General features: G+C 56.8%; 23 protein-coding genes and 2 tRNA genes. 18 read left to right on the top strand and 7 right to left on the bottom strand.

The window, feature by feature from the left end:
- Positions 1 to 375: 375 nt before the first annotated feature.
- The 5 genes from typA to JT51_RS17025 form a co-directional block, all read right to left on the bottom strand.
- A complete protein-coding gene (gene typA, locus JT51_RS17045; RefSeq protein ID WP_037315571.1) occupies positions 376 to 2,193 on the bottom strand; it encodes a translational GTPase TypA in 1,818 nt (605 codons plus the stop codon).
- A 76-nt stretch (positions 2,194 to 2,269) separates the two neighbouring features.
- Positions 2,270 to 2,605, bottom strand: coding sequence for a DMT family transporter (locus tag JT51_RS17040; protein ID WP_037316306.1), 336 nt, complete (start codon positions 2,603 to 2,605; stop codon positions 2,270 to 2,272).
- A gap of 407 nt (positions 2,606 to 3,012) precedes the next feature.
- Positions 3,013 to 4,170 carry an HD domain-containing protein gene (locus tag JT51_RS17035; RefSeq protein ID WP_037315567.1) on the bottom strand — a complete coding sequence of 386 codons (1,158 nt, stop codon included), beginning with the start codon at positions 4,168 to 4,170 and terminating at the stop codon, positions 3,013 to 3,015.
- Entirely contained in the window at positions 4,167 to 4,412 is a 246-nt protein-coding gene (locus tag JT51_RS17030) for a hypothetical protein (protein WP_037315564.1), read from the bottom strand. The genes JT51_RS17035 and JT51_RS17030 overlap by 4 nt, the downstream gene beginning before the upstream one ends.
- Complete coding sequence (locus JT51_RS17025) at positions 4,412 to 5,065, bottom strand: alpha/beta hydrolase (RefSeq protein WP_037315561.1); 654 nt, start codon at positions 5,063 to 5,065, stop codon at positions 4,412 to 4,414. Before JT51_RS17025 ends, JT51_RS17030 begins: the two co-directional genes overlap by 1 nt.
- Positions 5,066 to 5,244: 179 nt before the next feature.
- Here JT51_RS17025 and JT51_RS17020 point away from each other — a divergent pair, with 179 nt between their 5' ends.
- The 11 genes from JT51_RS17020 (at position 5,245) to JT51_RS16970 (ending at position 13,239) form a co-directional block, all read left to right on the top strand.
- Complete coding sequence (locus JT51_RS17020; protein WP_037316300.1) at positions 5,245 to 5,703, top strand: Rrf2 family transcriptional regulator; 459 nt, start codon at positions 5,245 to 5,247, stop codon at positions 5,701 to 5,703.
- 60 nt (positions 5,704 to 5,763) lie between these two features.
- Positions 5,764 to 6,807, top strand: coding sequence for a cysteine desulfurase family protein (locus JT51_RS17015; RefSeq protein WP_037315558.1), 1,044 nt, complete (start codon positions 5,764 to 5,766; stop codon positions 6,805 to 6,807).
- 18 nt (positions 6,808 to 6,825) lie between these two features.
- Positions 6,826 to 8,346 (top strand): Fe-S cluster assembly protein SufB, encoded by a 1,521-nt coding sequence (gene sufB, locus JT51_RS17010; protein ID WP_037315555.1) that lies wholly within the window; start codon positions 6,826 to 6,828, stop codon positions 8,344 to 8,346.
- 41 nt (positions 8,347 to 8,387) lie between these two features.
- Positions 8,388 to 8,549: a hypothetical protein gene (locus JT51_RS17005; protein WP_235216202.1), complete on the top strand. Its 162-nt coding sequence runs from the start codon at positions 8,388 to 8,390 to the stop codon at positions 8,547 to 8,549.
- 51 nt (positions 8,550 to 8,600) lie between these two features.
- Positions 8,601 to 9,356, top strand: a complete 756-nt coding sequence (sufC, locus tag JT51_RS17000) for a Fe-S cluster assembly ATPase SufC (protein ID WP_037315549.1) — start codon at positions 8,601 to 8,603, stop codon at positions 9,354 to 9,356.
- A complete protein-coding gene (gene sufD / locus JT51_RS16995) occupies positions 9,356 to 10,636 on the top strand; it encodes a Fe-S cluster assembly protein SufD (protein ID WP_037315546.1) in 1,281 nt (426 codons plus the stop codon). Before sufC ends, sufD begins: the two co-directional genes overlap by 1 nt.
- Positions 10,636 to 11,121 carry a YIP1 family protein gene (locus JT51_RS16990; RefSeq protein WP_037315543.1) on the top strand — a complete coding sequence of 162 codons (486 nt, stop codon included), beginning with the start codon at positions 10,636 to 10,638 and terminating at the stop codon, positions 11,119 to 11,121. Before sufD ends, JT51_RS16990 begins: the two co-directional genes overlap by 1 nt.
- Positions 11,118 to 11,684, top strand: a complete 567-nt coding sequence (locus tag JT51_RS16985; RefSeq protein WP_037315540.1) for a YIP1 family protein — start codon at positions 11,118 to 11,120, stop codon at positions 11,682 to 11,684. The genes JT51_RS16990 and JT51_RS16985 overlap by 4 nt, the downstream gene beginning before the upstream one ends.
- Before the next feature lie 12 nt (positions 11,685 to 11,696).
- On the top strand, positions 11,697 to 12,917 hold the full coding sequence (locus tag JT51_RS16980) for a cysteine desulfurase (protein WP_037315537.1): 1,221 nt from the start codon (positions 11,697 to 11,699) through the stop codon (positions 12,915 to 12,917).
- 66 nt (positions 12,918 to 12,983) lie between these two features.
- Positions 12,984 to 13,057, top strand: a tRNA-Arg gene (locus JT51_RS16975).
- 105 nt (positions 13,058 to 13,162) lie between these two features.
- Positions 13,163 to 13,239 (top strand) — tRNA-Arg (locus JT51_RS16970).
- 403 nt (positions 13,240 to 13,642) lie between these two features.
- On the opposite strand, the gene JT51_RS16965 is transcribed toward JT51_RS16970, so the two are convergent.
- Positions 13,643 to 14,605, bottom strand: a complete 963-nt coding sequence (locus JT51_RS16965; RefSeq protein WP_051927623.1) for a multicopper oxidase domain-containing protein — start codon at positions 14,603 to 14,605, stop codon at positions 13,643 to 13,645.
- Positions 14,550 to 15,164: a multicopper oxidase domain-containing protein gene (locus JT51_RS21295; RefSeq protein WP_051927622.1), complete on the bottom strand. Its 615-nt coding sequence runs from the start codon at positions 15,162 to 15,164 to the stop codon at positions 14,550 to 14,552. The genes JT51_RS16965 and JT51_RS21295 overlap by 56 nt, the downstream gene beginning before the upstream one ends.
- A 201-nt stretch (positions 15,165 to 15,365) precedes the next feature.
- On the opposite strand from JT51_RS21295, the gene JT51_RS16960 reads away from it, so the two are divergent.
- From JT51_RS16960 to tnpB, 7 genes are all read left to right on the top strand, one after another.
- Positions 15,366 to 15,845, top strand: a complete 480-nt coding sequence (locus JT51_RS16960) for an SAVED domain-containing protein (RefSeq protein ID WP_051927621.1) — start codon at positions 15,366 to 15,368, stop codon at positions 15,843 to 15,845.
- A gap of 181 nt (positions 15,846 to 16,026) precedes the next feature.
- Positions 16,027 to 16,692, top strand: a complete 666-nt coding sequence (locus JT51_RS16955; RefSeq protein WP_037315533.1) for a DUF6088 family protein — start codon at positions 16,027 to 16,029, stop codon at positions 16,690 to 16,692.
- A complete protein-coding gene (locus JT51_RS16950; RefSeq protein ID WP_051927620.1) occupies positions 16,689 to 17,768 on the top strand; it encodes a nucleotidyl transferase AbiEii/AbiGii toxin family protein in 1,080 nt (359 codons plus the stop codon). Before JT51_RS16955 ends, JT51_RS16950 begins: the two co-directional genes overlap by 4 nt.
- A 358-nt stretch (positions 17,769 to 18,126) precedes the next feature.
- A complete protein-coding gene (locus tag JT51_RS22105) occupies positions 18,127 to 18,447 on the top strand; it encodes a hypothetical protein (protein ID WP_200876100.1) in 321 nt (106 codons plus the stop codon).
- A complete protein-coding gene (locus JT51_RS16940; protein WP_200876099.1) occupies positions 18,444 to 21,209 on the top strand; it encodes an NACHT domain-containing protein in 2,766 nt (921 codons plus the stop codon). The genes JT51_RS22105 and JT51_RS16940 overlap by 4 nt, the downstream gene beginning before the upstream one ends.
- A gap of 304 nt (positions 21,210 to 21,513) precedes the next feature.
- Complete coding sequence (locus JT51_RS16935) at positions 21,514 to 21,909, top strand: transposase (protein WP_037306764.1); 396 nt, start codon at positions 21,514 to 21,516, stop codon at positions 21,907 to 21,909.
- A partial coding sequence (gene tnpB, locus JT51_RS22450; protein ID WP_037315527.1) for an IS66 family insertion sequence element accessory protein TnpB occupies positions 21,906 to 22,067 on the top strand: 162 nt, incomplete at its 3' end. The genes JT51_RS16935 and tnpB, both read left to right, overlap by 4 nt.

Raw genomic sequence — 22,067 nt, 5'->3', positions numbered from 1 at the left:
TTGATAGTACACGTTTCTGCTGATTGCGCCGCACCTGCTGAAATCAATGGGAATGTTGCGGAAACAAATACAATAGACAATAAGTTTGATTTTAAGCGCATGGCGCCACTCCTTGAAACTCGTTAAAACACATCGAAGCACTAAACTACCATGCCATAGTTTAGACAAAAAAACATCTCTTACGAGTTAAATTTTCAACAACAAACGCATGAGAGTATTCACGACAAAGTCAGTGGGATTTAAAATGCTGTTTAGAAACAAAAACAAAGCCCGCCACGAAGGCGGGCTTTGTTTTTGTTGCGATGCTGAGGTTGGATGCAAATGCGGCATAAATGCGACATTGTTTCCAATTCAGGTAGTAATTCGGCGTGTTTCCTACGCTGATTTGGACATGCGTTTCCGCTCGTGCGGGTCCAAAAAGCGTTTGCGCAGTCTTACTGCGTTGGGTGTCACTTCGACCAGTTCATCATCGTCGATATAGGCAATGGCCTCTTCCAAAGAAAACTGAATCGGAGGCGTCAAACGCACGGCATCATCCGAACCGCTGGCCCGAACGTTGGTCAGTTTCTTGCCTTTCAGCGGGTTCACCTCAAGATCATTGTCGCGGGAGTGTTCGCCAATGACCATGCCCTGATAGACATCTGTCTGCGGGTTAACAAACATGCGGCCGCGCTCTTCCAGGTTCCAAAGGGCATAAGCCACGGCCTGACCATTCTCCATTGAGATCAAAACACCGGCGCGACGGCCCGGAATCGAACCCTTGTGTGCAGCCCAACCGTGGAAAACCCGGTTCAGCACGCCTGTACCGCGGGTATCGGTCAGGAATTCGCCGTGATAACCAATCAATCCACGGGACGGGACATGAGCGATAATGCGGGTTTTGCCGACACCGGCCGGGCGCATCTCGGCCAGTTCGCCCTTGCGCGTGCCTGTGATCTTTTCGATCACAGCGCCCGAGTATTCGTCATCGACATCAATGGTGACTTCTTCGATGGGCTCCAGGCGCTGGCCATCTTCTTCCCGGAACAGAACCTGCGGGCGCGAGATGCTCAGCTCGAACCCTTCGCGGCGCATGTTCTCGATCAGAACGCCCATTTGCAATTCGCCACGACCAGCGACCTCAAAGGCTTCGCCGCCCGGTGTGTCGGTGATGCGGATGGCGACGTTCGATTCAGCCTCTTTCATCAGGCGGTCACGGATGACCCGGGACTGTACCTTTTTGCCGTCACGGCCGGCCAGGGGGGAATCGTTGATGCCAAAGGTCACGGTAATGGTTGGCGGGTCGATCGGTTGTGCGGGCAGGGCCTCTTCGACCTGCGGCGCGACCAGAGAATCCGCAACGGTGGCTTTGCTCATCCCTGCAATGGTGACGATGTCACCCGCTTCGGCGACATCAATAGGCTGTTGGCCCAGGCCCCGGAAGGCCAGGATTTTCGACGCGCGGAAGCTTTCGATTTGCGTTCCATCGCGGCTGAGCGCCTTGAGGTTGTCACCAGCCTTGAGCGTGCCGCTTTCGACGCGACCAGTCAGGATGCGGCCGATGAACGGATCGCTACCCAATGTGGTTGCCAGCATGCGGAACGGTTCTTCCTTGTGCTCGGCCTGCTTGGGGGCTGGGACGTGATCGACAACAAGGTCAAACAGGGCGGCAAGATCTTTGCGCGGCCCGTCCAGCTCCATATCGGCCCAACCCGAGCGGCCCGAGGCGTACATCGCCGGGAAATCCAGTTGGTCGTCATCGGCACCCAGATTGGCGAACAGGTCGAAACATTCATCCAACGCGCGGTCGGGCTCGGCGTCGGGTTTGTCGACTTTGTTCAGCACCACGATCGGACGCAGCCCCAGCGCCAGCGCCTTGGAGGTGACGAACTTGGTCTGCGGCATCGGACCTTCTGCAGCATCGACCAGCAGGACGACACCGTCGACCATGCTGAGGATACGCTCGACCTCGCCACCGAAGTCGGCGTGGCCAGGGGTGTCGACGATGTTGATCCGCGTGCCTTTCCACTCGACCGAGGTCGCCTTGGCCAGGATGGTGATCCCGCGCTCGCGCTCGAGGTCATTGCTGTCCATGGCACGTTCCGCCACGGCTTGATTTTCCCGGAACGCGCCGGATTGTTTGAGCAGCTCATCCACCAGGGTCGTTTTGCCGTGGTCAACGTGAGCGATGATTGCGATATTGCGCAGGTCCATGAGAGGTCAGCCTTTGAACGGGAAGTTGCCGCGCGCATAACGTGGCACGGCGAATTATACCAGCCCTAACCGCCCATCAGTGGCTTGTCGTGCTGGAAAACAGGTGAATGATCAGGATTCCGGTCAAAATCATGGCCAGGCCGATAACAGCGGGCCAGTCCAACCTCTGCCCGAACGCAAAGTAACCGATGGCCGCGATAAGTGCGATGCCAAGCCCGGACCAGATCGCATAGACGATCCCGACCGGCATATACTTCAGCGTCAGGCCAAGCAGGTAAAACGCAAACACATAGCTGACAACAACCAGAACGGAGGGCCACAGACGGGTAAACTGCTGGCTGGTTTGCAGCGCCGTTGTGCCAATGGTTTCCGCGACGACGGCCAGCAACAGGATCAGATAGGCTTTGGGCACTTTAGTCATCTCTTTGATGTTTTACCGTGGTTGAGCATGAAACACGGTTTGCCAGCAAGAAAAAACTGGTCCCGTTATCGGGGCTCTGCGTCGGTTGGCGGGCTGTAGAAGGGCAAACAGGGTCAGGATTACCTGACTATGCACGCATGAGCCATTTTGGTATTAGAGTGATGTTTTTTAAAGGTTTTGTTTAATGAGTTTTAATGTGACGAAGTTTACAATATCCGTCATCGTTGCTTCGGCATTGATAGCGGCGCTTGGGTGGCTTGCTGACGGGGGGTCCGTCGACAAAAATGCAGCCAAATTTGTTGAGCGGGTGAATGGTACACAGGTTTAAGCGCTCGCCGAAGTTGGGGGAAAGGGGCATTCGTGCCCCTTTTTCTTTGGGCGGCTAGTATCGCGCGGTGTCAGGCGTCGGCTTTTGTCGCAAAAAATGAGGTCAGCTGCGGGCGAAGCCACGCCCACAACTTAGGTGCCCCTCGTTGTATCGGCGTGCCGACGCGCTGTTCCACCTGCGTAAGCGTAACATCGAAATCCACCCATGACCCTCCGCCTGTTTCAAGGTTCCCGATTGGGGTTTGAAACCGGTCTATGGCCTTGGCAAAGCGGGCATCAGCGCTGTCTGCGGCTTCGAATTCCTGCCACAGGGACATGAACGCCCTGTTTTCGCCCGTTGGAAGCAGTCCAAACAACCGTTTGGCGGCGGCCTGTTCTTCGGCCTCTTGGGCTGCGTGATCGACCTGACCGTGAATGGGGTGATCGCCGGCGTCAATTTCGACGATGTCGTGCAGCAGAAGCATCTTCAGAACACGGTCGATTGTAACGCCGGGTTCAGCGTATTCGGACAAAACCCAAGCATACAGCATGATGTGCCACGAATGCTCGGCCGAGTTTTCGAACCGGCCACCCTGTAAAAGGCGCGAGGCGCGGTTGACCGATTTCAACTTGTCGGTTTCGGACAAAAACGGAAGGCGCGCGGAAAATGCGGTTTCTGCGGGGCGGTCACCTTGCAACAGGGCGCGCGCAAGGGTGTAAGCCTTGGGGAACTCGGTCCTCAGATAGGCCGCGCGTCCACCGTCCAGATTGTTGCGAACAACGGTCAGGTGATCCGGGTTGGGTTTCGGGGCGCACAGGACCTGAAACATCGGTTGGCACCGATCCAGGTATTTGGCGAACTTCGCATCCGGCGTTGTATCAGCCTCAAACTCTTGCCACAGATTCAGAAACGTCTTGGCCTGATCGGCTGGAAGAAGTCCGAAAAGCGCCTCAGCGGCTGCGCGTTCGGCCCGGGCGACGGCGTCCCAGTCCGTTTCCAGATGGATTGGATGGTCGCCGACGACGACCTCGACCAGATCGTGCAGCAGCAACATTTGGATGACGCGATCAATTTGAACCTCGGGCCCGGCCAGCGGTTCCATCGTCAGCGCCCACAATGCCAGCTGCCAGCTGTGTTCGGCGGCATTTTCGGGACGGGACTGATCCAGCAGGGTGTTGGCGCGATCAACCGATTTCAGCCTGTCTGCGCGTTTCAGGAATTCGATTTGCGCAGACAGCCTGTTGGTCATTTCTTCTCGATCGCTTTCAGTTTCGAGCGGTGCTCGGTCAGGGTTTCCACCACGAACTTTCGCGCCGTCCGTTCGGCCAGCCGCACGCGGATTTCGGTTAGAAACGCCTCTTCCAGTGTTTGTGAGGACGCACCCAAAAGTTCGCCCACTTCTACGAAGAAGCGGTCGTTCCCGGTTTCGTCCATCACTTTCATCGTGTCTTCGGCCAGTTTGGCCGCAAGGGTCGTGATGGTGCCGGACATCAGCGCGTGTTCTCGGTCAGGCGGCGTTTCACGTAATCACTGACATCCGTGATCATCGTGTCCATATGGCGGTCCTGAAAGAAGTGATCCGCGCCGTCGACCTCATTATGGGTGATGGTGATGCCTTTTTGTTCGTGCAGCTTGTTCACCAGGGATGTGGTGTCCGCCGGTGGTGCCACACGGTCAGACGACCCGTTGATGATCAGACCGGATGAGGGGCAGGGCGCCAGGAACGAGAAATCATACATATTCGCGGGCGGCGACACGCTGATGAAACCGGTGATCTCGGGGCGGCGCATCAACAGCTGCATTCCGATCCACGCACCGAACGAGAAACCTGCAACCCAGCAGTGCTTTGAGTTGTTGTTCATCGACTGCAAGTAATCCAGCGCCGAGGCGGCATCGCTTAGCTCGCCCACGCCCTGATCGTATTCGCCCTGGCTGCGACCTACGCCGCGGAAATTGAACCGCAACACGGTAAAGCCCATGTTGTAGAACGCATAGTGCAGATTATAGACCACCTTGTTGTTCATGGTCCCGCCGAACTGTGGATGCGGGTGAAGCACGATGGCGATCGGCGCGTCTTTTTCCTTTTGCGGGTGGTAGCGGCCTTCCAGGCGGCCTTCGGGTCCGGGAAAAATCACCTCGGGCATGTGTGCTTTGGTCCTGTCTTTTTCATCTTGGTGCCAGGGATATACTTGACGTTAATCGTCAGGCACCTTAGAACGGTTCTAATTATGATACTCTGCGCAAGGGCGCTGTCAGTGGGAGATACGCATTGGCAGCGGCGGCGTCAATGTTTTCGCGCGCAACCTGCCAAAAGGGAACGACAATGAAGCTTTCGACAAAGGGTCGTTATGCGATGGTGGCTTTGGCTGATATCGCCCTTCAACCGGCGGGTGAGCTGGTGACGCTTAGCGAAATTTCCGAAAGGCAGGACGTATCGCTGCCGTATCTCGAACAGCTGTTCGTCAAACTTCGCCGCGCCGAACTTGTGGCGTCGGTTCGCGGTCCCGGTGGTGGGTATCGGCTGGCGCGTGCCGCTTCGGAAATCCGTGTGGTCGAGATTTTGGCAGCCGTGGATGAAACCGTTGATGCCTTGCAAAAAGGCGCGGGCGCTTCTGGTGCGTCTTCGGGAAGCCGGGCGCAGTCTTTGACCAACCGCCTTTGGGAGGGTCTGAGCGCCCATGTCTATGTGTTCCTGCATCAGACACGGCTGTCTGACGTGATCAAAAACGATCTTGCGCCGTGCCCGGCTGTTCCGATCTTGTTTTCTGTGGTTGATGACTGATCACGAGGGCAGCCGATATTGGTTTGTCAGAACATTCACTATCAAAGAAAAGGTGAATCTATGAATCGCGTTTATCTTGATCATAACGCGACAACACCCCTTCGCCCCGAGGCGCGCGACGCCATGGTTGCCGCGATGGATGTATGTGGAAACCCGTCCTCGGTCCATGCTGAAGGGCGTGCCGCAAAGGCATTGATTGAACGCGCCCGCGCGCAAATCGCGACTGCGTTTGGGGCGGATGGGTCCGATATCGTGTTTACGTCCGGTTCCACCGAAGGGGCGGCGCTGGCGCTGGCGGGGCGTGATCTGAGTGGGTCAGCGATTGAACATGATGCGGTAAAAGCCTGGTGCAGCGATGATCTGGGCGTGTCTGCCACTGGTCTGGTTTCGGTGCAGACGCCCGGGGCATCGACCCTGCAACTGGCCAATTCCGAAACGGGGATTGTTCAATCCCTGCCGTCGGGGTTGGCGGTGACTGACGCGACGCAGGCGTTTGGCAAACTGCCCGTGGCGTTCAACTGGCTTGATGCTCAAATGGCGCTGATTTCTGCCCACAAACTGGGCGGCCCAAAGGGGATTGGCGCAGTTGTGATGAAACGCGGAACGGATGTTCCCGCCATGATCAAAGGCGGTGGTCAGGAAATGGGCCGCCGCTCGGGCACTGAAAATGTCATTGGAATCGCGGGGTTCGGGGCCGCAGCTGAAGTCGCGGCGCGGGATCTGGCAAATGGCGTTTGGGAGCGGGTTGCGGAATTTAGAAATATTCTAGAAAAGGCCCTTGAGGCTGGCTCTAAATCTACTATTTTTGTCGGGAAAGGTCAGGATCGCCTTCCCAATACTTTGTGTTTTGCGTCGCCGGGCTGGAAGGGCGAAACGCAGGTTATGCAGATGGATTTGTCGGGTTTCGCTGTCAGCGCGGGCTCGGCCTGTTCCAGCGGCAAGGTCCGGGCCAGCGCGGTACTGACCGCTATGGGATATGACGAGGTCACAGCCGCCAGCGCAATCCGTGTTTCGCTGGGGCCTCGGACGACAGAAGAAGATGTGCTGCGTTTCGCCGAAACGTGGCTTGAGAAAGAGAAAAAGCATCGCGCGCGTGCCGCGTGATCTGACGGAGGGTGTTTTATGGCCGCTTTGGACCAGACCCAGGTAAAAGAGGGTGTCGATCAGGAAACCGTGGATGCGGTACGTGAGGTCGGAACCTATAAATACGGTTGGGATACCGATATCGAGATGGAATACGCGCCAAAAGGCGTGAACCCGGATATCGTCCGTCTGATCTCGGGGAAAAACGAAGAACCCGAGTGGATGACGGAATGGCGTCTGGCTGCATTCGAACGCTGGACCCAGATTGATGAGCCGAACTGGGCGATGGTCAGCTATCCCAAAATCGACTTTCAAGACCAGTATTACTATGCCCGTCCGAAATCGATGGAGGAAAAGCCCAAATCTCTGGATGAGGTCGATCCCAAGCTGCTGGCCACATACGAAAAGCTGGGTATCCCCCTGAAAGAACAGATGATTTTGGCTGGCGTCGAAGGGGCCGAGGATATGCCCGCCGAGGGCCGCAAGGTCGCTGTGGACGCGGTATTTGACTCGGTTTCTGTTGGTACGACCTTTCAGGACGAATTGATGAAGCACGGCGTGATCTTCTGTTCGATCTCCGAGGCGATCAGAGAACATCCCGAGCTGGTTAAGAAATACCTCGGCACCGTGGTTCCGGTGTCCGACAACTATTATGCGACGCTGAATTCGGCGGTCTTCTCGGACGGCTCGTTCGTTTACATCCCGCCGGGTGTACGTTGCCCGATGGAGTTGAGCACCTATTTCCGCATCAACGCCGAAAACACCGGCCAGTTTGAGCGGACACTGATCATCGCTGACAAGGGTTCGTACGTATCCTATCTGGAAGGCTGTACTGCGCCCCAGCGTGACACTGCGCAGTTGCACGCGGCGGTGGTCGAGATCATCATCGAAGAAGACGCCGAAGTGAAATACTCGACCGTTCAGAACTGGTTCCCGGGCGATGAGAACGGCAAGGGCGGAATCTATAACTTTGTGACCAAGCGCGCCGATTGCCGCGGTGATCGGTCCAAAGTGATGTGGACGCAGGTTGAAACCGGCTCGGCCGTGACGTGGAAGTACCCGTCCTGCATCCTGCGCGGCGATGACAGCCAGGGTGAGTTTTATTCGATTGCGATTACCAACAACTATCAGCAGGCCGACACCGGCACCAAGATGATTCATCTGGGTAAGAACACCAAGTCGCGGATCGTCTCTAAAGGGATCAGTGCAGGTAAGGCGCAGAACACCTATCGCGGGTTGGTGTCGATGCATCCCAAGGCGAAGGACAGCCGCAACTATACGCAATGTGACAGCTTGCTGATCGGCGACAAATGCGGTGCACATACGGTGCCGTATATCGAGGTCAAGAACAATTCGAGCCGGGTCGAGCATGAAGCGACGACATCCAAGGTGGATGAAGATCAGCTGTTCTATTGCCGCCAGCGCGGCATGGACGAAGAAGAAGCCGTGGCGCTGGTCGTTAACGGGTTCTGCAAGGACGTACTGCAAGCACTGCCGATGGAATTTGCGATGGAAGCGCAACAGCTTGTGGCGATCTCGCTGGAAGGCTCGGTTGGCTAATGGCGCGTGAGCCTCGCAAGCCCATCCAAAAGGATGATGTGTTGACCCTCTTGGGTTATGCGCTTCCGGTATTGGGCGGCTTGCTGGGTGTTGTCTACGTCAACATCAATCATATGGACTTCATCAACCCGGTCTGGGCCGTAGGCGGTGGAGCGATCCTTGGATGGGTTGCTGCGCGCGTTATGCGCAAGGCGCTGGGTTAGGAATTGACTGGGGCAATCTAACGCCCCTTGCGTTACGCAAAAGGACAAAAAATGCTGGAAATCAAAAACCTGCACGTGAAACTTGAGGAAGAAGACAAGCAGATCCTCAAAGGTGTCGATCTGACGGTCGAGGCTGGCAAGGTGCATGCGATCATGGGGCCGAACGGCTCGGGCAAGTCAACGCTCAGCTATGTGTTGTCGGGGCGTGACGGCTATGAGGTCACCGAAGGTTCGGCCGAATTGAATGGCGAAGACCTGCTGGAGATGGAGCCCGAAGAGCGTGCGGCCGCGGGTGTCTTTCTGGCATTCCAGTACCCGGTTGAAATCCCGGGCGTTGGCAACATGACCTTTCTGCGCACCGCAGTGAACGCACAGCGCAAAGCGCGCGGCGAAGAAGAGCTGTCGGCGGCCGATTTCCTGAAACTTGTCCGCGCCAAGGCCAAATCGCTGAAAATCGACGCCGACATGCTGAAACGCCCCGTAAACGTCGGCTTCTCGGGCGGTGAGAAAAAGCGCAACGAGATCCTGCAGATGGCGATGCTGGAACCCAAGATGTGCATTCTGGACGAGACCGACTCGGGCCTGGACGTGGATGCAATGAAACTGGTGGCCGAAGGCGTGAATGCCCTGCGGGATGAAGGGCGCGGTTTCCTTGTCATCACCCACTATCAGCGTCTGTTGGATCACATCAAACCGGACGTGGTGCATATCATGGCGGACGGCCGGATCATCAAAACCGGCGGCCCCGAGCTGGCACTTGAGGTGGAAAACAACGGCTATGCCGACATTCTGGCCGAGGTGAACTGATGGCATTGCCCGAAGTCAAACAAACTGTGACGCAGGCGCGGTTGGCCAATCTGGTCATGCCCGACGCAGGTTGCACCCGGGCCGCGCGCGAGGATGCGCTGGCCCGCGTGCTTGAGATGGGTCTGCCCAGTCGGCGCGATGAGTATTGGAAGTACACGCGCCCCGATACGCTGATTGCACCCGAAGCGCCGCACGCAGCGGTGTTCCATTCTGATGAACCTTTGCTGTTCAGTGATCTGGACCGCCTGAAAATCGTATTTGTCGATGGTGTTTTCAGCCCGGAAGAGTCGGATGATCTGACACTGGAAGGCGTCAGCATCGACCGGATCGAGGATATCTGCTGCAAAGACATCCATTGGGCCAAAGAGCTGTACGGCGTTCTGGAAACGCGCGGTCAAACACCTGTGCAGCGCCCGCTGGCGGCGTTGAACACGGCGTTTGCGGCGGATGGCGTCGCAATTCACGTGACTGGAAAGCCAAGCAAGCCGATCAGCCTGATCTATCGCCATGCGTCGGATTCGTCTGATGCCATGCTGCACCATATCGTCCGCGTCGAAAGCGGCGCCGAGGTGACGATCCTTGAAAATGGTCCGGCTGCTGCCCGGTTTAATAAATGCATTGAAATCGACATCGCTGATGGCGGTACGCTGCATCATGTCCGTGCGCAGGGCAGGGATCATGAACGCCGGGCTGCTACACATATGTTCACGCGTTTGGGGCGAGAATCGGTTTACAAGTCCTTTACTCTGACAGTGAACGGCGTGCTGACGCGCAATGAACAGATTGTCGAGCTAACCGGGGATGATGCGATTGCGCAAGTTTCGGGTGCCTGTGTCGGTGATGGTGATTTTCATCATGATGATACCGTCTTTATCACGCATGACGCGGTGAACTGTGAAAGCCGACAAGTCTTCAAAAAAGTTCTGCGCAATGGGGCAACCGGCGTGTTTCAGGGTAAAATCCTGGTCAAGCAAGGCGCGCAGAAAACCGATGGGTATCAGATCAGCCAGTCTTTGCTGTTGGATGATGACAGTCAGTTTCTGGCCAAGCCCGAGCTTGAGATCTATGCCGATGATGTGGCCTGTTCGCACGGGTCGACGTCGGGCGCGATTGACGAAACGGCTTTGTTCTACCTGCGTTCGCGCGGGGTTCCGACAAAAGAGGCCACCAATATGTTGACTTTGGCCTTTCTGGCCGAGGCGGTGGACGAAATCGAGGACGCAGCATTGGTCGAAGCTATCGTGAACCGCCTGGAAGGCTGGTTGTCGCGGCGCAGCTGATGCCTGTCACATCGGATATCGTAGCGACCTATCGCGGGCCGGGGCGCGTCGTGCGTCGGCTTCTTGATCTGGGCCCGCGTGAGGATCGCGCATTGGTCTTTGTCATGGCATTTTGCGTGGTGGCCTTCATCGCGCAAATGCCAAACCTCGCCCGCCGGGCGCATCTGGAAGGGCTGGAATTAAACATGCTGATGGGTGGGGCGTTGCTCGGCTCGGTCATTATCCTGCCGTTGTTGTTCTATTTTCTGGCCTTCGCCTCATATGGGGCCGCGCGCCTTTTTGGTGGGGGCGGGACCGCGTATGGGGCCCGGCTGGCTTTGTTCTGGGCCCTTTTGGCCTCGACCCCGTTGATTTTGTTGAACGGGCTGGTTGCAGGGCTTATCGGACCTGGCCCGACATTGACCTTGGTCGGTGTCGTGTGGCTGGTAATTTTTGTCTGGTTCTGGCTGTCTGGCCTCAGACAAGCACAAAGGCATACTGAATGAACGCTGCTGCACTGGGTAATCTTGCGGTTTTGACCTTGACCAATCCCGCCGAGGCGGCCCGCCGCCTGCTGAGCCTTCGTCCCGGACGAGAGGTTTTGTGGCTGGCCTTTTTCCTGGCTGTTGTCCTGAATGGTCTGGTGCAGGTCGGAATCGAAAATCTGATACCGATCCCTGATGGTGAGCCGGTGCCCGCCTCGGATCCGTTGGTTCTGAACCTTGTCAGATCAGCCGGCGCCATGCTGTTCAGCATCCTGGCTTTTTTGATCATCGGACGGTTTCTGGGCGGGTCCGGCCAGTTTGAGGACATCATGGTTCTGACGGTCTGGCTGCAGTACCTGCAAATTGGCGCGCTTTTGATCACGCTTGTTATCACGATTGCCTTGCCCTTCATGATGCTGATGTTTTTGCTGGCAACTGCGCTGATCAGCCTTTACGTCACGCTCCATTTCCTGAATGAAGCCCATGAATTCCAATCGCTTTGGAAATCGTTCGGGGTCATTGTGTTGTCCGCATTGGTTGCGGTGCCCTTTGTCCTCGTGTTGACGCCCAGCGGCCCCGTATAGGGAATACAAACCATGTATGATGTGCAGAAAATCCGCTCTGACTTTCCGATCCTCGCACGCGAAGTGAATGGCAAGCCGCTGACCTATCTGGACAACGGCGCGTCGGCCCAAAAACCTCAGGTCGTGATTGACGCGGTCACGCGCGCCTATTCCGAGGAATACGCGAATGTGCATCGCGGTCTGCACTATCTGTCCAATCTGGCGACCGAGAAATACGAATCCGTCCGCGGAACCATCGCGCGTTTTCTTGGGGCGTCGGACGAGGATGAGATCGTATTGAATTCCGGCACCACCGAAGGGATCAACCTTGTGGCCTATGGTTGGGCGATGCCACGCCTTCAGGCCGGGGATGAAATCGTGCTGAGCGTGATGGAGCATCACGCCAATATCGTGCCCTGGCATTTCCTGCGGGAACGGCAGGGAGTTATCCTGAAATGGGTGGACGTGGGGGCGGACGGCGGGCTGGACCCGCAGGCCGTGATCGACGCGATTGGACCCCGAACAAAGCTGGTTGCCGTGACCCAATGTTCGAACGTTCTTGGAACCGTGGTCGACGTCAAGGCCATCACCGAAGGCGCACACGCCAAAGGTGTTCCGGTGCTGGTGGACGGTAGTCAGGGCGCGGTGCATATGCCGGTCAACGTTCAGGACATCGGCTGCGATTTCTATGCGATCACAGGTCACAAGCTTTATGGCCCTTCGGGATCAGGTGCGATCTACATCAAATCCGAACGCATGGCCGAGATGCGCCCCTTTATCGGTGGCGGCGACATGATCAAAGAGGTCAGCAAAGATCAGGTGATCTACAACGATCCACCGATGAAGTTTGAGGCCGGAACACCCGGCATCGTGCAGACCATCGGCCTTGGCGTTGCGCTGGATTACATGATGGATCTGGGGATGGAGAACATCGCCGCGCATGAGGCTGGTCTACGGGATTATACCATGCAACGGTTTTCAGGATTGAACTGGGTGCAGGTGCAAGGGACACGTCCGGACAAGGCGGCCATTTTCAGCTTTACGATGGATGGGGCAGGGCATGCCCATGATATTTCGACGATTCTGGACAAAAAAGGCGTCGCCGTTCGTGCCGGTCACCATTGCGCCGGACCGCTGATGGACTTTTACGGCGTGACCGCGACCTGCCGCGCCAGCTTTGGTCTCTATAACACCAAAGAAGAAGTCGACACGCTGGTTGATGCGCTGGAACTGGCGCATGATTTGTTTGCCTGAAAGCTGGTTCCGGGGTGCAGATTTGCAGTTGCACCCGGATCGGAACAAGGATAGCTAACGGCCAAGGCACCTGTAGCTCAGCTGGATAGAGCGCTGCCCTCCGAAGGCGGATGTCAAGTCTAGCGAAGTTTGTGGGTGCCGGAAGAAAGAAGTGACTAAACAACGGCTTGAGCGAATATCGGGTTTGCTCTTTAGGCCGACGAAAATCTCGCGTAAGCATGGCGTAAGCATCTCGCGAACGGTATGCACCCGTAGCTCAGCTGGATAGAGCGCCGCCCTCCGAAGGCGGAGGCCAGAGGTTCGAATCCTCTCGGGTGCGCCATTTCTTCCTTTTATTCAATATCTTGAGGCGTAGATGTCTTCCGGCGTTGGTGCTTACTTGGGAGTTTTGCGTAAGCACTCTTGCTCACCACATAAACAATCTGAATTCGTGAGCAGCTTGGATGATGCGTCTGTCTTATTCCTGACAGAGCACGCCAAGTCGCCCTGACAGAGCACGCCCATTCACGCAGAGATACCAAAGGGAGGCAAACTGGCCCAGTGATCCGAAGAGAATTCTCCGACACAAACCTCTGCGCACCTGACTATCGGCGTAAGGTTTAGGGCTCATCCTCAACTCTTGATGGTGGTAATGAGCCCTAAACCCCTCGGTAATTACGCTAACTGCGGTTCGGAATCGGAGGCAGAGACCGAACTCAGTCATCGCAATCGTGCGACCCGAGGACTTACAGTGCAATTGGTGCTGAGTATCCGGTCTCGTTGCCGACTGTGAATTGTCCCATCATGCCGCAATCCTCATGCTTCAGGATGTGGCAATGATACATGTAGGGCGTTGTGTCCGGCGCATCGTAATTAAATTGCACCAGCAATTCTGAAGTCAAACCGTCTCCTGCGTACATCATGTCTTTCCAGCCGGAAGCGTATTCCGGTGGTTGGACGCCGAGTTGTTTGAGAATTCGATATGAACACTCATGAACGTGGAATGGGTGAGCCCCGCCATCCGAAGTTACTTCCCAGATCTCATAGTCACCTCGCGGTACACGCTCGTTGATGAACGTCATGTCCATCGGTCGACCATTGATACCCATCGCTTTGTGCTCGCCGTGACAAGTGTTGCCCCAACCGGCGGAAGCTTTGATCATTCTTTGCGAAATGTGCTCATTGAGAACGAATTTGCGACGGCGGACTGCGAGGGTTGGATCTGCTGCTGGCAAAGTCGCCAGTGTTTTCGGCAAGGTCCCAGAAAATCCGGAGATCTGAGTGCTTGGCTGAAGGGTGAGCGCGGGAGTGGGCCGAGGTTGCGTCTTCTGGGTTGTGACGATGCCATCGGTGGCTGAGACATCCTCGTCATCCAGACGCACGGCATTCAATGTGACGGGATTGCCAGCGCTGCAATCGACCAGCACATCGTAACGTTCGCCAGGTGAGATCATCAAGACATCCGTCGCTGCCGGGGCGGCGAGAAATCCACCATCTGACCCAATGACCTGAAATGGCAGACCGGTGTCGGTGGTCAGTTTGATGAAGGCGCCATTCGATCCGTTGAGCAAACGCAAGCGGACCCACCCCTTCGGGGTGATCTGCTGTACCGGCCCGACGACACCGTTTACAACAAGGGCGTTGTTGACGTTTTCAGTCGTTTGAATCGCTTTTCCAGCCGCATCGAAGATGCTTATCTTGCAAAACAACAGCGAACTCTTCGACGCCGAAGGTTTTTGGCAGATCAGCGGCGATACTGTCGTCATCTTCAATTAGAAGTAGCCCGGCCAAACCCTTGTAGACCTGTGGCATGGTGTGACCATGCGTGTGAGCATGAAACCAGTTGAGACCGGCCGGTTGATCAATCGTTAGGACCAGGCTCCACGTTGCCCCCGGTTGGATCGACTGATGCGGCCCGCCATCAACATCTCCTGGAATGTGTAGTCCATGCCAATGCACAGCCGTGAGCTCACCAATGTTGTTGGTGACATCGAACTGAACCTCTTGCCCTCGACGTACCTTCACCAGGGGGCCAAGGTAGTCCGAGTTGATCCCGAAAGTATCGGTTGCCGCGCCAGTTCCAAAGTTGTGCGAGCCAGTCCTTAGATCCATTGCATATGGTACGTTTGAACCGCTTGTGAGATCAGCGACTGCGATCTGAGGCATAGCCGTCATGCTGTTTTGCGCGAAAAGCTTTGGCGGAGATGCCAGCAATGTTCCCGTCGCCGCTGCGCTGGCCAAAAAGTGTCGTCTGTCGATGTCCTGCATCAAGTGTTGTTCCTTTTCTGACAACCCAGCTCTGATGGCTGGAATCCAATAAAAAGGGCGGTGCTGAAGGGGGTAGGTCGCGCACCGCCAAGTCCCTCGTGGACTAGGGGGCATGCTTTAAGGGCGTTTTAGATAGTTCTTTTTTCTTGTGCAGGTTGACGCAATCAAGCAGCAAGAAAGGTCTTCAGGCCTTTCAAGACCATGCTGACAGCGATTGCCATAGCGCTTGATGCGCACACAACTTTGGCTTTCGCTGCCGGGAGCGTGCTTAACATCAAGTCCGGACGGGCCGTGGAATTGGAGCAGCGAACGCTAAAGCGGAGCGTCTGGGCCGCCGACGATGTTCCGACTGATCCGGATTGGCCGACGCTCGATTCAACTGTGATTGAGCTTACGACGGACGCACCGGATATTGCGGTGGCCTTTAGCATAACCCACGACATCGCCGGCGATGTGCGGCGATACGTTGAAGATCAGCTTCCGTCCGTCGGGCGATTGTTGGTCCTCCGGCCCTCGACGGGTTCAGGATCGCAGGTTGTTGCCGCAGGGCGGCACGCATTCGATCTTGCGCAATCGGCGAAGGAAGCGATGCGATCAGCAAATTGCGGGCAGCGGCCGGGGTCGGTCTCTCACCTGTTTGTCGCCGCGCCGAATGCGCTGACGTTCTTCCTTGGCCAGTAGGCGCCAGTGCTCGGGCGCCTGCGCCTTTATGAATTCGACTTTGAGGGGGGCGCGACTGCAGTTACCGCCCATCACTGAACCTTCCAGTTTTGACGCAGTGACGGTTCTCCAGAACCCATGTCCGAAATATGTAGTAGATTTCGGACTCGTAAATGTCCGAACAATGTGACATATTTCGGACATGATCACTCACGATGCCCAGCAAAGTTTGCCGACACTTATCCTGGACCGGGTCGTAGCCGAGCCAGCAAAGGTCTGGACTCCTGCCGATTTTGCCGATCTCGGTCCGCGGGAGGCTGTTGACAAGGCGTTACAGCGCATGGTCAAATCAGGCGAGCTCCGACGCATTGAGCGCGGTCTTTACGATAGACCGAGGGTGAACAAACTGACCCAGAACCGCTCGGTACCAGACTATCGCGCGGTTATTGAGGCTGTTGCGCGACGCGATAAAGCCCGCTTTGTCGTTGACGGGATGACGGCAGCCAACACCTTGGGCCTTACAAATGCTGTGCCCGCGAAGATCGAGGTCCTCGTGGATGCACGCTTGAAACCTATTGAGCTTGGGAAGCAAAAAATTGTCTTCAAACATGCTGCGCCAAGCCGACTGTACTGGGCCGGACGACCTGGCATGTATCTCGTGCAGGCGCTGTATTGGATCCACGACGCAATGCGAAGCGAAGTTGAACGTTCCAAGCTCGATCGCACTATTCGGAAGCTTCTTGCAGACGAGAAGATCGGCCCACAACTCATCGAAGACTTGCGCACCGGCCTAGCAGCGATGCCTATCTGGATGCAGGAGATATTGCGCAATCCACTCGCTGCGGCTCGCGCGGGGTCGCAAGAATGAGTACAGATGCCTTCAAGGAAATCATTCGCGCGGAACCGACAGATCGTGCGGATTTATTCCTGACAACTGCCCAGCGTCTGGGCGCGCCGCTCAACAACATCGAGAAGGACTTTTGGGTGTGTTGGACACTCAACACGCTCTATAATCGACTTCCTGGTAACGGACCACGCCTTCTCTTCAAAGGCGGCACGTCTTTATCGAAGGCCTATGGCTTGATCAGCCGGTTCTCCGAAGACATCGACGTGACGGTTTTCCGAGATGATCTTGGCCATCCGGGGACCACTGCGGAAATTGCAGCGCTATCCAACAAAAAAAGGAAGGCTGCGCTCGACGCAATCGCTGCTGACTGCAGCAACTACATCACGACTGACCTTCGTACTGCGGTCGCTGAAATTCTTGATGGCGACACGGAAGGCCTGGGCCGCGTGGAAGTCGACGAAACTGATCCGAGCAATCAGACCTTACTCGTCTGGTACCCACGGGTAGACACGTCCGAAACAGCATATGTGCAAGCGGCTGTGAAGATTGAGTCCGGAGCGAAATCCGCGCTTGATCCTAATAAACCCCTTACGATCACACCGTATATCGACGATGACCTTGAGACATTTGATTTTAGCGTCCCGGGTGTCACGACCATTGATGCAGAACGGACGTTTTGGGACAAGATCGTCATTGCACACGGGCTACGCAGCTGGTTCGAGCGACGTGGTGAATTGCGTCAGGACGGGCAGCGAATTTCGCGTCATTATTACGATCTGCATTCACTGCGGAAGTCGAACGCTGGCGCCGCCGCGCTTGCGGATCTAGCTCTTGGAGCGGATTGCATTGTGCATGCACAGACATTCTTCAATAGGCCGGATTTCGATCTCGCGTCCGCTGCGCCAGGTACATTTTCGCTTCGGCCCGTTGGCGATATGATTGAACGACTGGCTCGTGACTATGACAATACCAGGGCCATGATCTTCGGTGATGCACCGGACTTTGAAGACATAATGTCATCAATCGGAGAGATTGAAGACAGCCTGAATGCTCCGGCGCAGGGTGCCGACGTAGGCGACGGCCAGGAACATGCCTAAGAAGACAAAAAGCCGGAAGCCGCGCCGTGATACAAAGCCATCGTCCACACCGGCCAAAGCTGCGTCCAGGGCTGGTTCCCATGCAGGCAGAGGTTTTCGCTACCAGGACGCCGTGTCTGTTTGGTTAGCGGTAGAAATATGGGCTGGTCAGCGAGCGCCCGCCATCGTGATCCCTGAAGGCGGTGACGATATTGAGCTGCGTGGCGAAGCACCGAGCTTTGTTCAGGTCAAGAGTAGGCGAGAACACCTCGGAGACTACACAGAAAGCGAGACAGCCGGACACATTGAAGACCTGTGGAATCGGTCGCTTGGCTCCGCACAGCGACCGCAGCGATTGGAGCTCGTTCTTGAGCGGGACGTGGCAGGTCTCAGTCCCCTCGACGACCACCCCGCAATCCGATCAATCGAAGGTCCGATCAGCGAAAGGCTTTCAAAGTTCAGTGGAGCCTCTGATCTTCTTCCGGGAACGTCGATCACCGTGGCGGCCTCACCGCAGGAATGGGCGATCAGCTTGATCGTAGATCGGCTGAACTGCGCCCCGATTGCAGCTCAGATGTGCTTTGCCGAACTGCTTGTTCGCGTGGGCTCCTTGTCAGATGCCAACGGTAAGTTGGAGGCGAGGCTGGCGCGCAGCTCGTCGATCAGGCATGGCGGACAGCTGGTGTCCGGGATCTTGTGACCATCCCACTTTACCTTACGGCACTTCTCTCGCTGCCAGAGGGCGCGCCTTTTCCGATAACAAAGGAAGAAGTGCTACGGCGCTTCATTGCCGCACACGAGCAGGAAGCCCGCCGTGCGGCGGCGCTTCATGTCGTGGCCCTTGGCTTCCTGCAGGACTATTTGAACGATCTCGCTCTGTTCGCCACGACAACGGCCAACACGGCGATCACGGACATCAACGCGCGCAGATCGGTCGCTGAGACTGCGCGGGTTCTGGTGGACGACGGACAAATCACTATCTCCACACAGCCCGACACGTTGCTCGACACGCTTGTCAGCAATCACGTTCTGACGCGCTCCGGCGACAGGCCGGGCTATTCGTTCCAGCACCAGCAATTTCAGGAATGGTACGCCTCGCACCATGTTGAAGGACTGATGCTACAGGCCGTCAGCGATCCGGCAGCACGCGAGAAGCTGAAGGTTGACGTACTCGATCAGCGCCCGTGGGAAGAAGCAGTCCTGTTCGCTGTCGAACGAAGCGCGCTCGGCGACAACGTACATAAGGCCGCATGCAGCACCGCCATCCATGCAGCTTTCGAAGTCGATCCTGTCCTCGCGGGCGAGATGATCTTCCGCGCATCCGATGACGTATGGGCACCGATCGCCACGGCAATGCGGAATCTTCCTGAGCAGTGGCACGCACCAGGCAAGGTGGATCGCGCGGTGCGTTTCATGATCGCGTCCGGCAGGCCGGAATTCGGTGACCTGATTTGGCCACTTATTTCGCACCCAAACAGCCAAGTGCACTTGCCCGCTCTCCGAGCGGCGAAGCGATTTCGCCCATCCGTGCTTGGGAACGACGCGTCGGCGCGCATCGCAGCGCTGCCACCGGAAATCCGCAAAAATGTACTGCATGAAATCGCATTGCATGGCGGGATCGACGGTCTCGACCTTGCGACCGCAATCGCGAAGACTGACAGTGATCCGGACGTGAAGGCGACAGTGGTCGATGCGCTCTCATTTCGACGGGCGGATCGCCACGTCGCCGACTTGCTCGCTGACGCGGGCGACGCGACCTACGACATCCTCGCCGAAAAGGGTCACCTCGACGACATTGCAGTCGATGCCGTCCAGCAGGAACTCCGGCGAGCGGGCGAACGGCGCAAGGTTGCTGGCATTTCGCACTTTCAGCGCCTGCGCACGCTCGTTCACGCGCCGGTCGGAGATGATCACGATACCGAGGTTACTGAAACTGTTGCCGAAATGGAGATCGACCGGAAACGCGATGGCGAAATGCACTTGTTGTATGAAGCGCGAAAGCGATATCCGGAGGCTCTCGCTAAGGGGCTACTGCGCCGCGTGCGCGAGCACCGCGAACTCTTTTACGGCGCGGACGATATTCTTGCGGCCGCCGGGTTCGCGCTTGAGGACGGCGCGCTTCTCGGGATCGCCCTCGAAGAAACAAACCGTCACGACGACCGCGCTGAGGCCGCTGCTTCAGTGCTGGGACCAAACGCTGTTGGCCGGCTGATCGACGCGTATCTTGCAGCTGGGAAGGTCGTGCGCGACGCTAGTGGGCAGTACAACCAGGCGGCGGGTGATCGCTATCACGGTCTGCGCGACCGCATCGGCCACACGCCGGGTGCAAGTTTGGTGGACGCCGTTCAGACGCGGGCGGTAAGTGCTGATAATGAGGAAATCGTTCAACTGGCCGAGCTGTTTTCACGTGAGACCTACGGCGACGAAAAGCGGGCGCGACCCTTCAATGTGGAAGGCTTGGCCGCAATCGGCGTGCTGGCGCGCGAATGGGCAGAGCGCATGCTCGTTACTGGGGATGAGAAGCGTTTGCGAGTGGCCACCATTGCAACGATGATGAGCCGTGCGCCGTCGGTCGAACATCTTCCATTCTTGAAGAGAATGCTTAACGACAATTTACGTCGCTATCGGGCTTTTCGCGAACAAGCTACCGCGAGCGGCTGGAAGGATCGTGACGCTGTGCACGAAGCGCAGCATCCAAACATGCATGAGTACCAACGTGCGTTCTTGGCGATCAAGGCGCCGGAGACCGCTGCGCTGATGCGTGAATACCTGACGGATGAGTATTTTGGCGAGTTGGCTGCGCGTGTGCTGGCCTTCCAGTGGTTCGAGGCCAACGAACCCAAGGACGACAACAAATTCCGGAGCGGCGAAGATTTTTCGCGCGTGGAAGAGCGCCGCGAGGCCCGCGCCGCCGATCCCGCCGCGACGTCAGCCGAGGCAGAGGCTATCTTCGGCGCAATCGAGACCTTGATTGTCGTTGGTTCGTCGGATGCACAAGTGAAGCTGGCAGTTGCGCTCGGGATTGTTGGAGCACGGCTCCCCCATGGTCAGCGTGACGCGACGATCCAGAAGCTCGTTTCTCTCGCGCCGAGGCAGGCGCGCGCAGCCTTGCTATTATCGCTGGTCCTCTCTGGCGAGGACATCAACATCAAGCTTGTGGCCGACGGCATAGCTGAGACTTTCGAGGCGGCAGAGAAGGAGACTTGGATTCTGACTCAGAGCGACGCGTATCAGCTACGTGCTTGGTTACGCCTTTTGCCAATCGCCAAACCTGCCACCGACCTGCCTGCAATCGTGCGGGGCCTGCCGGACGCGCAGCGCGAACCACGAATGCTCGAAGAGATGGTCGGCGGACTCAGCAGTTCCTCCTCGGATGACGCAGAAGGTGTGGTGTTCACGTTCGCAGAGGAAGACCCGCGTCAGGTCGGTCTTGGCCGATGGTGTCGCCTGCTTCCGAAGTAGACGTCGCAGCTGATCTGTAGGGACACGACATAGCAACAAACACGGTTTGGAGGGCGTAAGTCGTCAGTCTACGCTGACGCTTGGAATAGCAACTCGAGATCAGATCGAGCCCCCGCAACCAACGGTGTCAGCACCTTAACAGTGCCTGAAGAGGCGGCCCCACCCAGGCCGCTTTTTTCGTTCTGCTGCTCACGTTGGTTGTGCCCTCCCGCATTGATCGTAAGCGGTGCGTGACGATCACCTTCCAGCCCTTCGGTTGATCTGAGATTCCGCCTTGGAGTGTTTTTTTGAGGTGAGTTTCTCCATGGAGAGTACAAGAGAGTATCTCATTGGGCTTGGCGTTATCTTCTCATCTGATGGGAGGCGGCGGTGGCCGGATGATTTGAAGGCGCGGATTGTGGCTGAGACGCTGCTGACGGGTGCGGCAGTGAATGATGTTGCTGCCAAATATGGCTTGAAGCCGAACCACGTCTCGTCGTGGCGGCGGATGGCCAAAGATGGTGATCTTGTTCTTCCGGTTTTGGAGGAGGAAGCTGCGTTTGCGCCGCTGGTGGTTTTTGAGGAGCCGCCTGCTCTGGAAGTTATGCCTTCTACCCAGCCCATCGAGATCGCGGCTGGAGACCTCTTGATCAAGCTGGATGGGGCCACTCCGGCGGTACGGATTGCTGAGATTGTCCGGGCGCTTGGGGTTGGGTCATGATCTTCCCCTCGAACCGGGTGCGGATCCTGGTGGCGACCAATCCGGTGGATTTTAGAAAGGGCCATGACGGGTTGTCAGCGCTGGTGCAATCTGTTCTGCGCAAGGATCCTTTCACAGGCACTGTCTTTGTGTTCCGTTCCAAAGCTGCTGAACGGCTC

The organism is Ruegeria halocynthiae (assembly GCF_000743705.1).
GTDB classification, from domain to species: Bacteria; Pseudomonadota; Alphaproteobacteria; order Rhodobacterales; family Rhodobacteraceae; genus Ruegeria; species Ruegeria halocynthiae_B.
The sequence above is the reverse complement of the archived record's forward strand: the minus strand, read 5'-3'. Positions and strand labels throughout refer to the sequence as shown.

Coding starts and splice junctions, on each gene's coding strand:
- typA (WP_037315571.1), bottom strand. CDS start 2,193: ATGGACCTGCGCAATATCGCAATCATCGCTCACGTTGACCACGGCAAA.
- JT51_RS17035 (WP_037315567.1), bottom strand. CDS start 4,170: ATGACCAACAGGCTGTCTGCGCAAATCGAATTCCTGAAACGCGCAGAC.
- JT51_RS17030 (WP_037315564.1), bottom strand. CDS start 4,412: ATGTCCGGCACCATCACGACCCTTGCGGCCAAACTGGCCGAAGACACG.
- JT51_RS17025 (WP_037315561.1), bottom strand. CDS start 5,065: ATGCCCGAGGTGATTTTTCCCGGACCCGAAGGCCGCCTGGAAGGCCGC.
- JT51_RS17020 (WP_037316300.1), top strand. CDS start 5,245: ATGAAGCTTTCGACAAAGGGTCGTTATGCGATGGTGGCTTTGGCTGAT.
- JT51_RS17015 (WP_037315558.1), top strand. CDS start 5,764: ATGAATCGCGTTTATCTTGATCATAACGCGACAACACCCCTTCGCCCC.
- sufB (WP_037315555.1), top strand. CDS start 6,826: ATGGCCGCTTTGGACCAGACCCAGGTAAAAGAGGGTGTCGATCAGGAA.
- sufC (WP_037315549.1), top strand. CDS start 8,601: ATGCTGGAAATCAAAAACCTGCACGTGAAACTTGAGGAAGAAGACAAG.
- sufD (WP_037315546.1), top strand. CDS start 9,356: ATGGCATTGCCCGAAGTCAAACAAACTGTGACGCAGGCGCGGTTGGCC.
- JT51_RS16990 (WP_037315543.1), top strand. CDS start 10,636: ATGCCTGTCACATCGGATATCGTAGCGACCTATCGCGGGCCGGGGCGC.
- JT51_RS16985 (WP_037315540.1), top strand. CDS start 11,118: ATGAACGCTGCTGCACTGGGTAATCTTGCGGTTTTGACCTTGACCAAT.
- JT51_RS16980 (WP_037315537.1), top strand. CDS start 11,697: ATGTATGATGTGCAGAAAATCCGCTCTGACTTTCCGATCCTCGCACGC.
- JT51_RS21295 (WP_051927622.1), bottom strand. CDS start 15,164: ATGCAGGACATCGACAGACGACACTTTTTGGCCAGCGCAGCGGCGACG.
- JT51_RS16960 (WP_051927621.1), top strand. CDS start 15,366: ATGCTGACAGCGATTGCCATAGCGCTTGATGCGCACACAACTTTGGCT.
- JT51_RS16955 (WP_037315533.1), top strand. CDS start 16,027: ATGATCACTCACGATGCCCAGCAAAGTTTGCCGACACTTATCCTGGAC.
- JT51_RS16950 (WP_051927620.1), top strand. CDS start 16,689: ATGAGTACAGATGCCTTCAAGGAAATCATTCGCGCGGAACCGACAGAT.
- JT51_RS16935 (WP_037306764.1), top strand. CDS start 21,514: ATGGAGAGTACAAGAGAGTATCTCATTGGGCTTGGCGTTATCTTCTCA.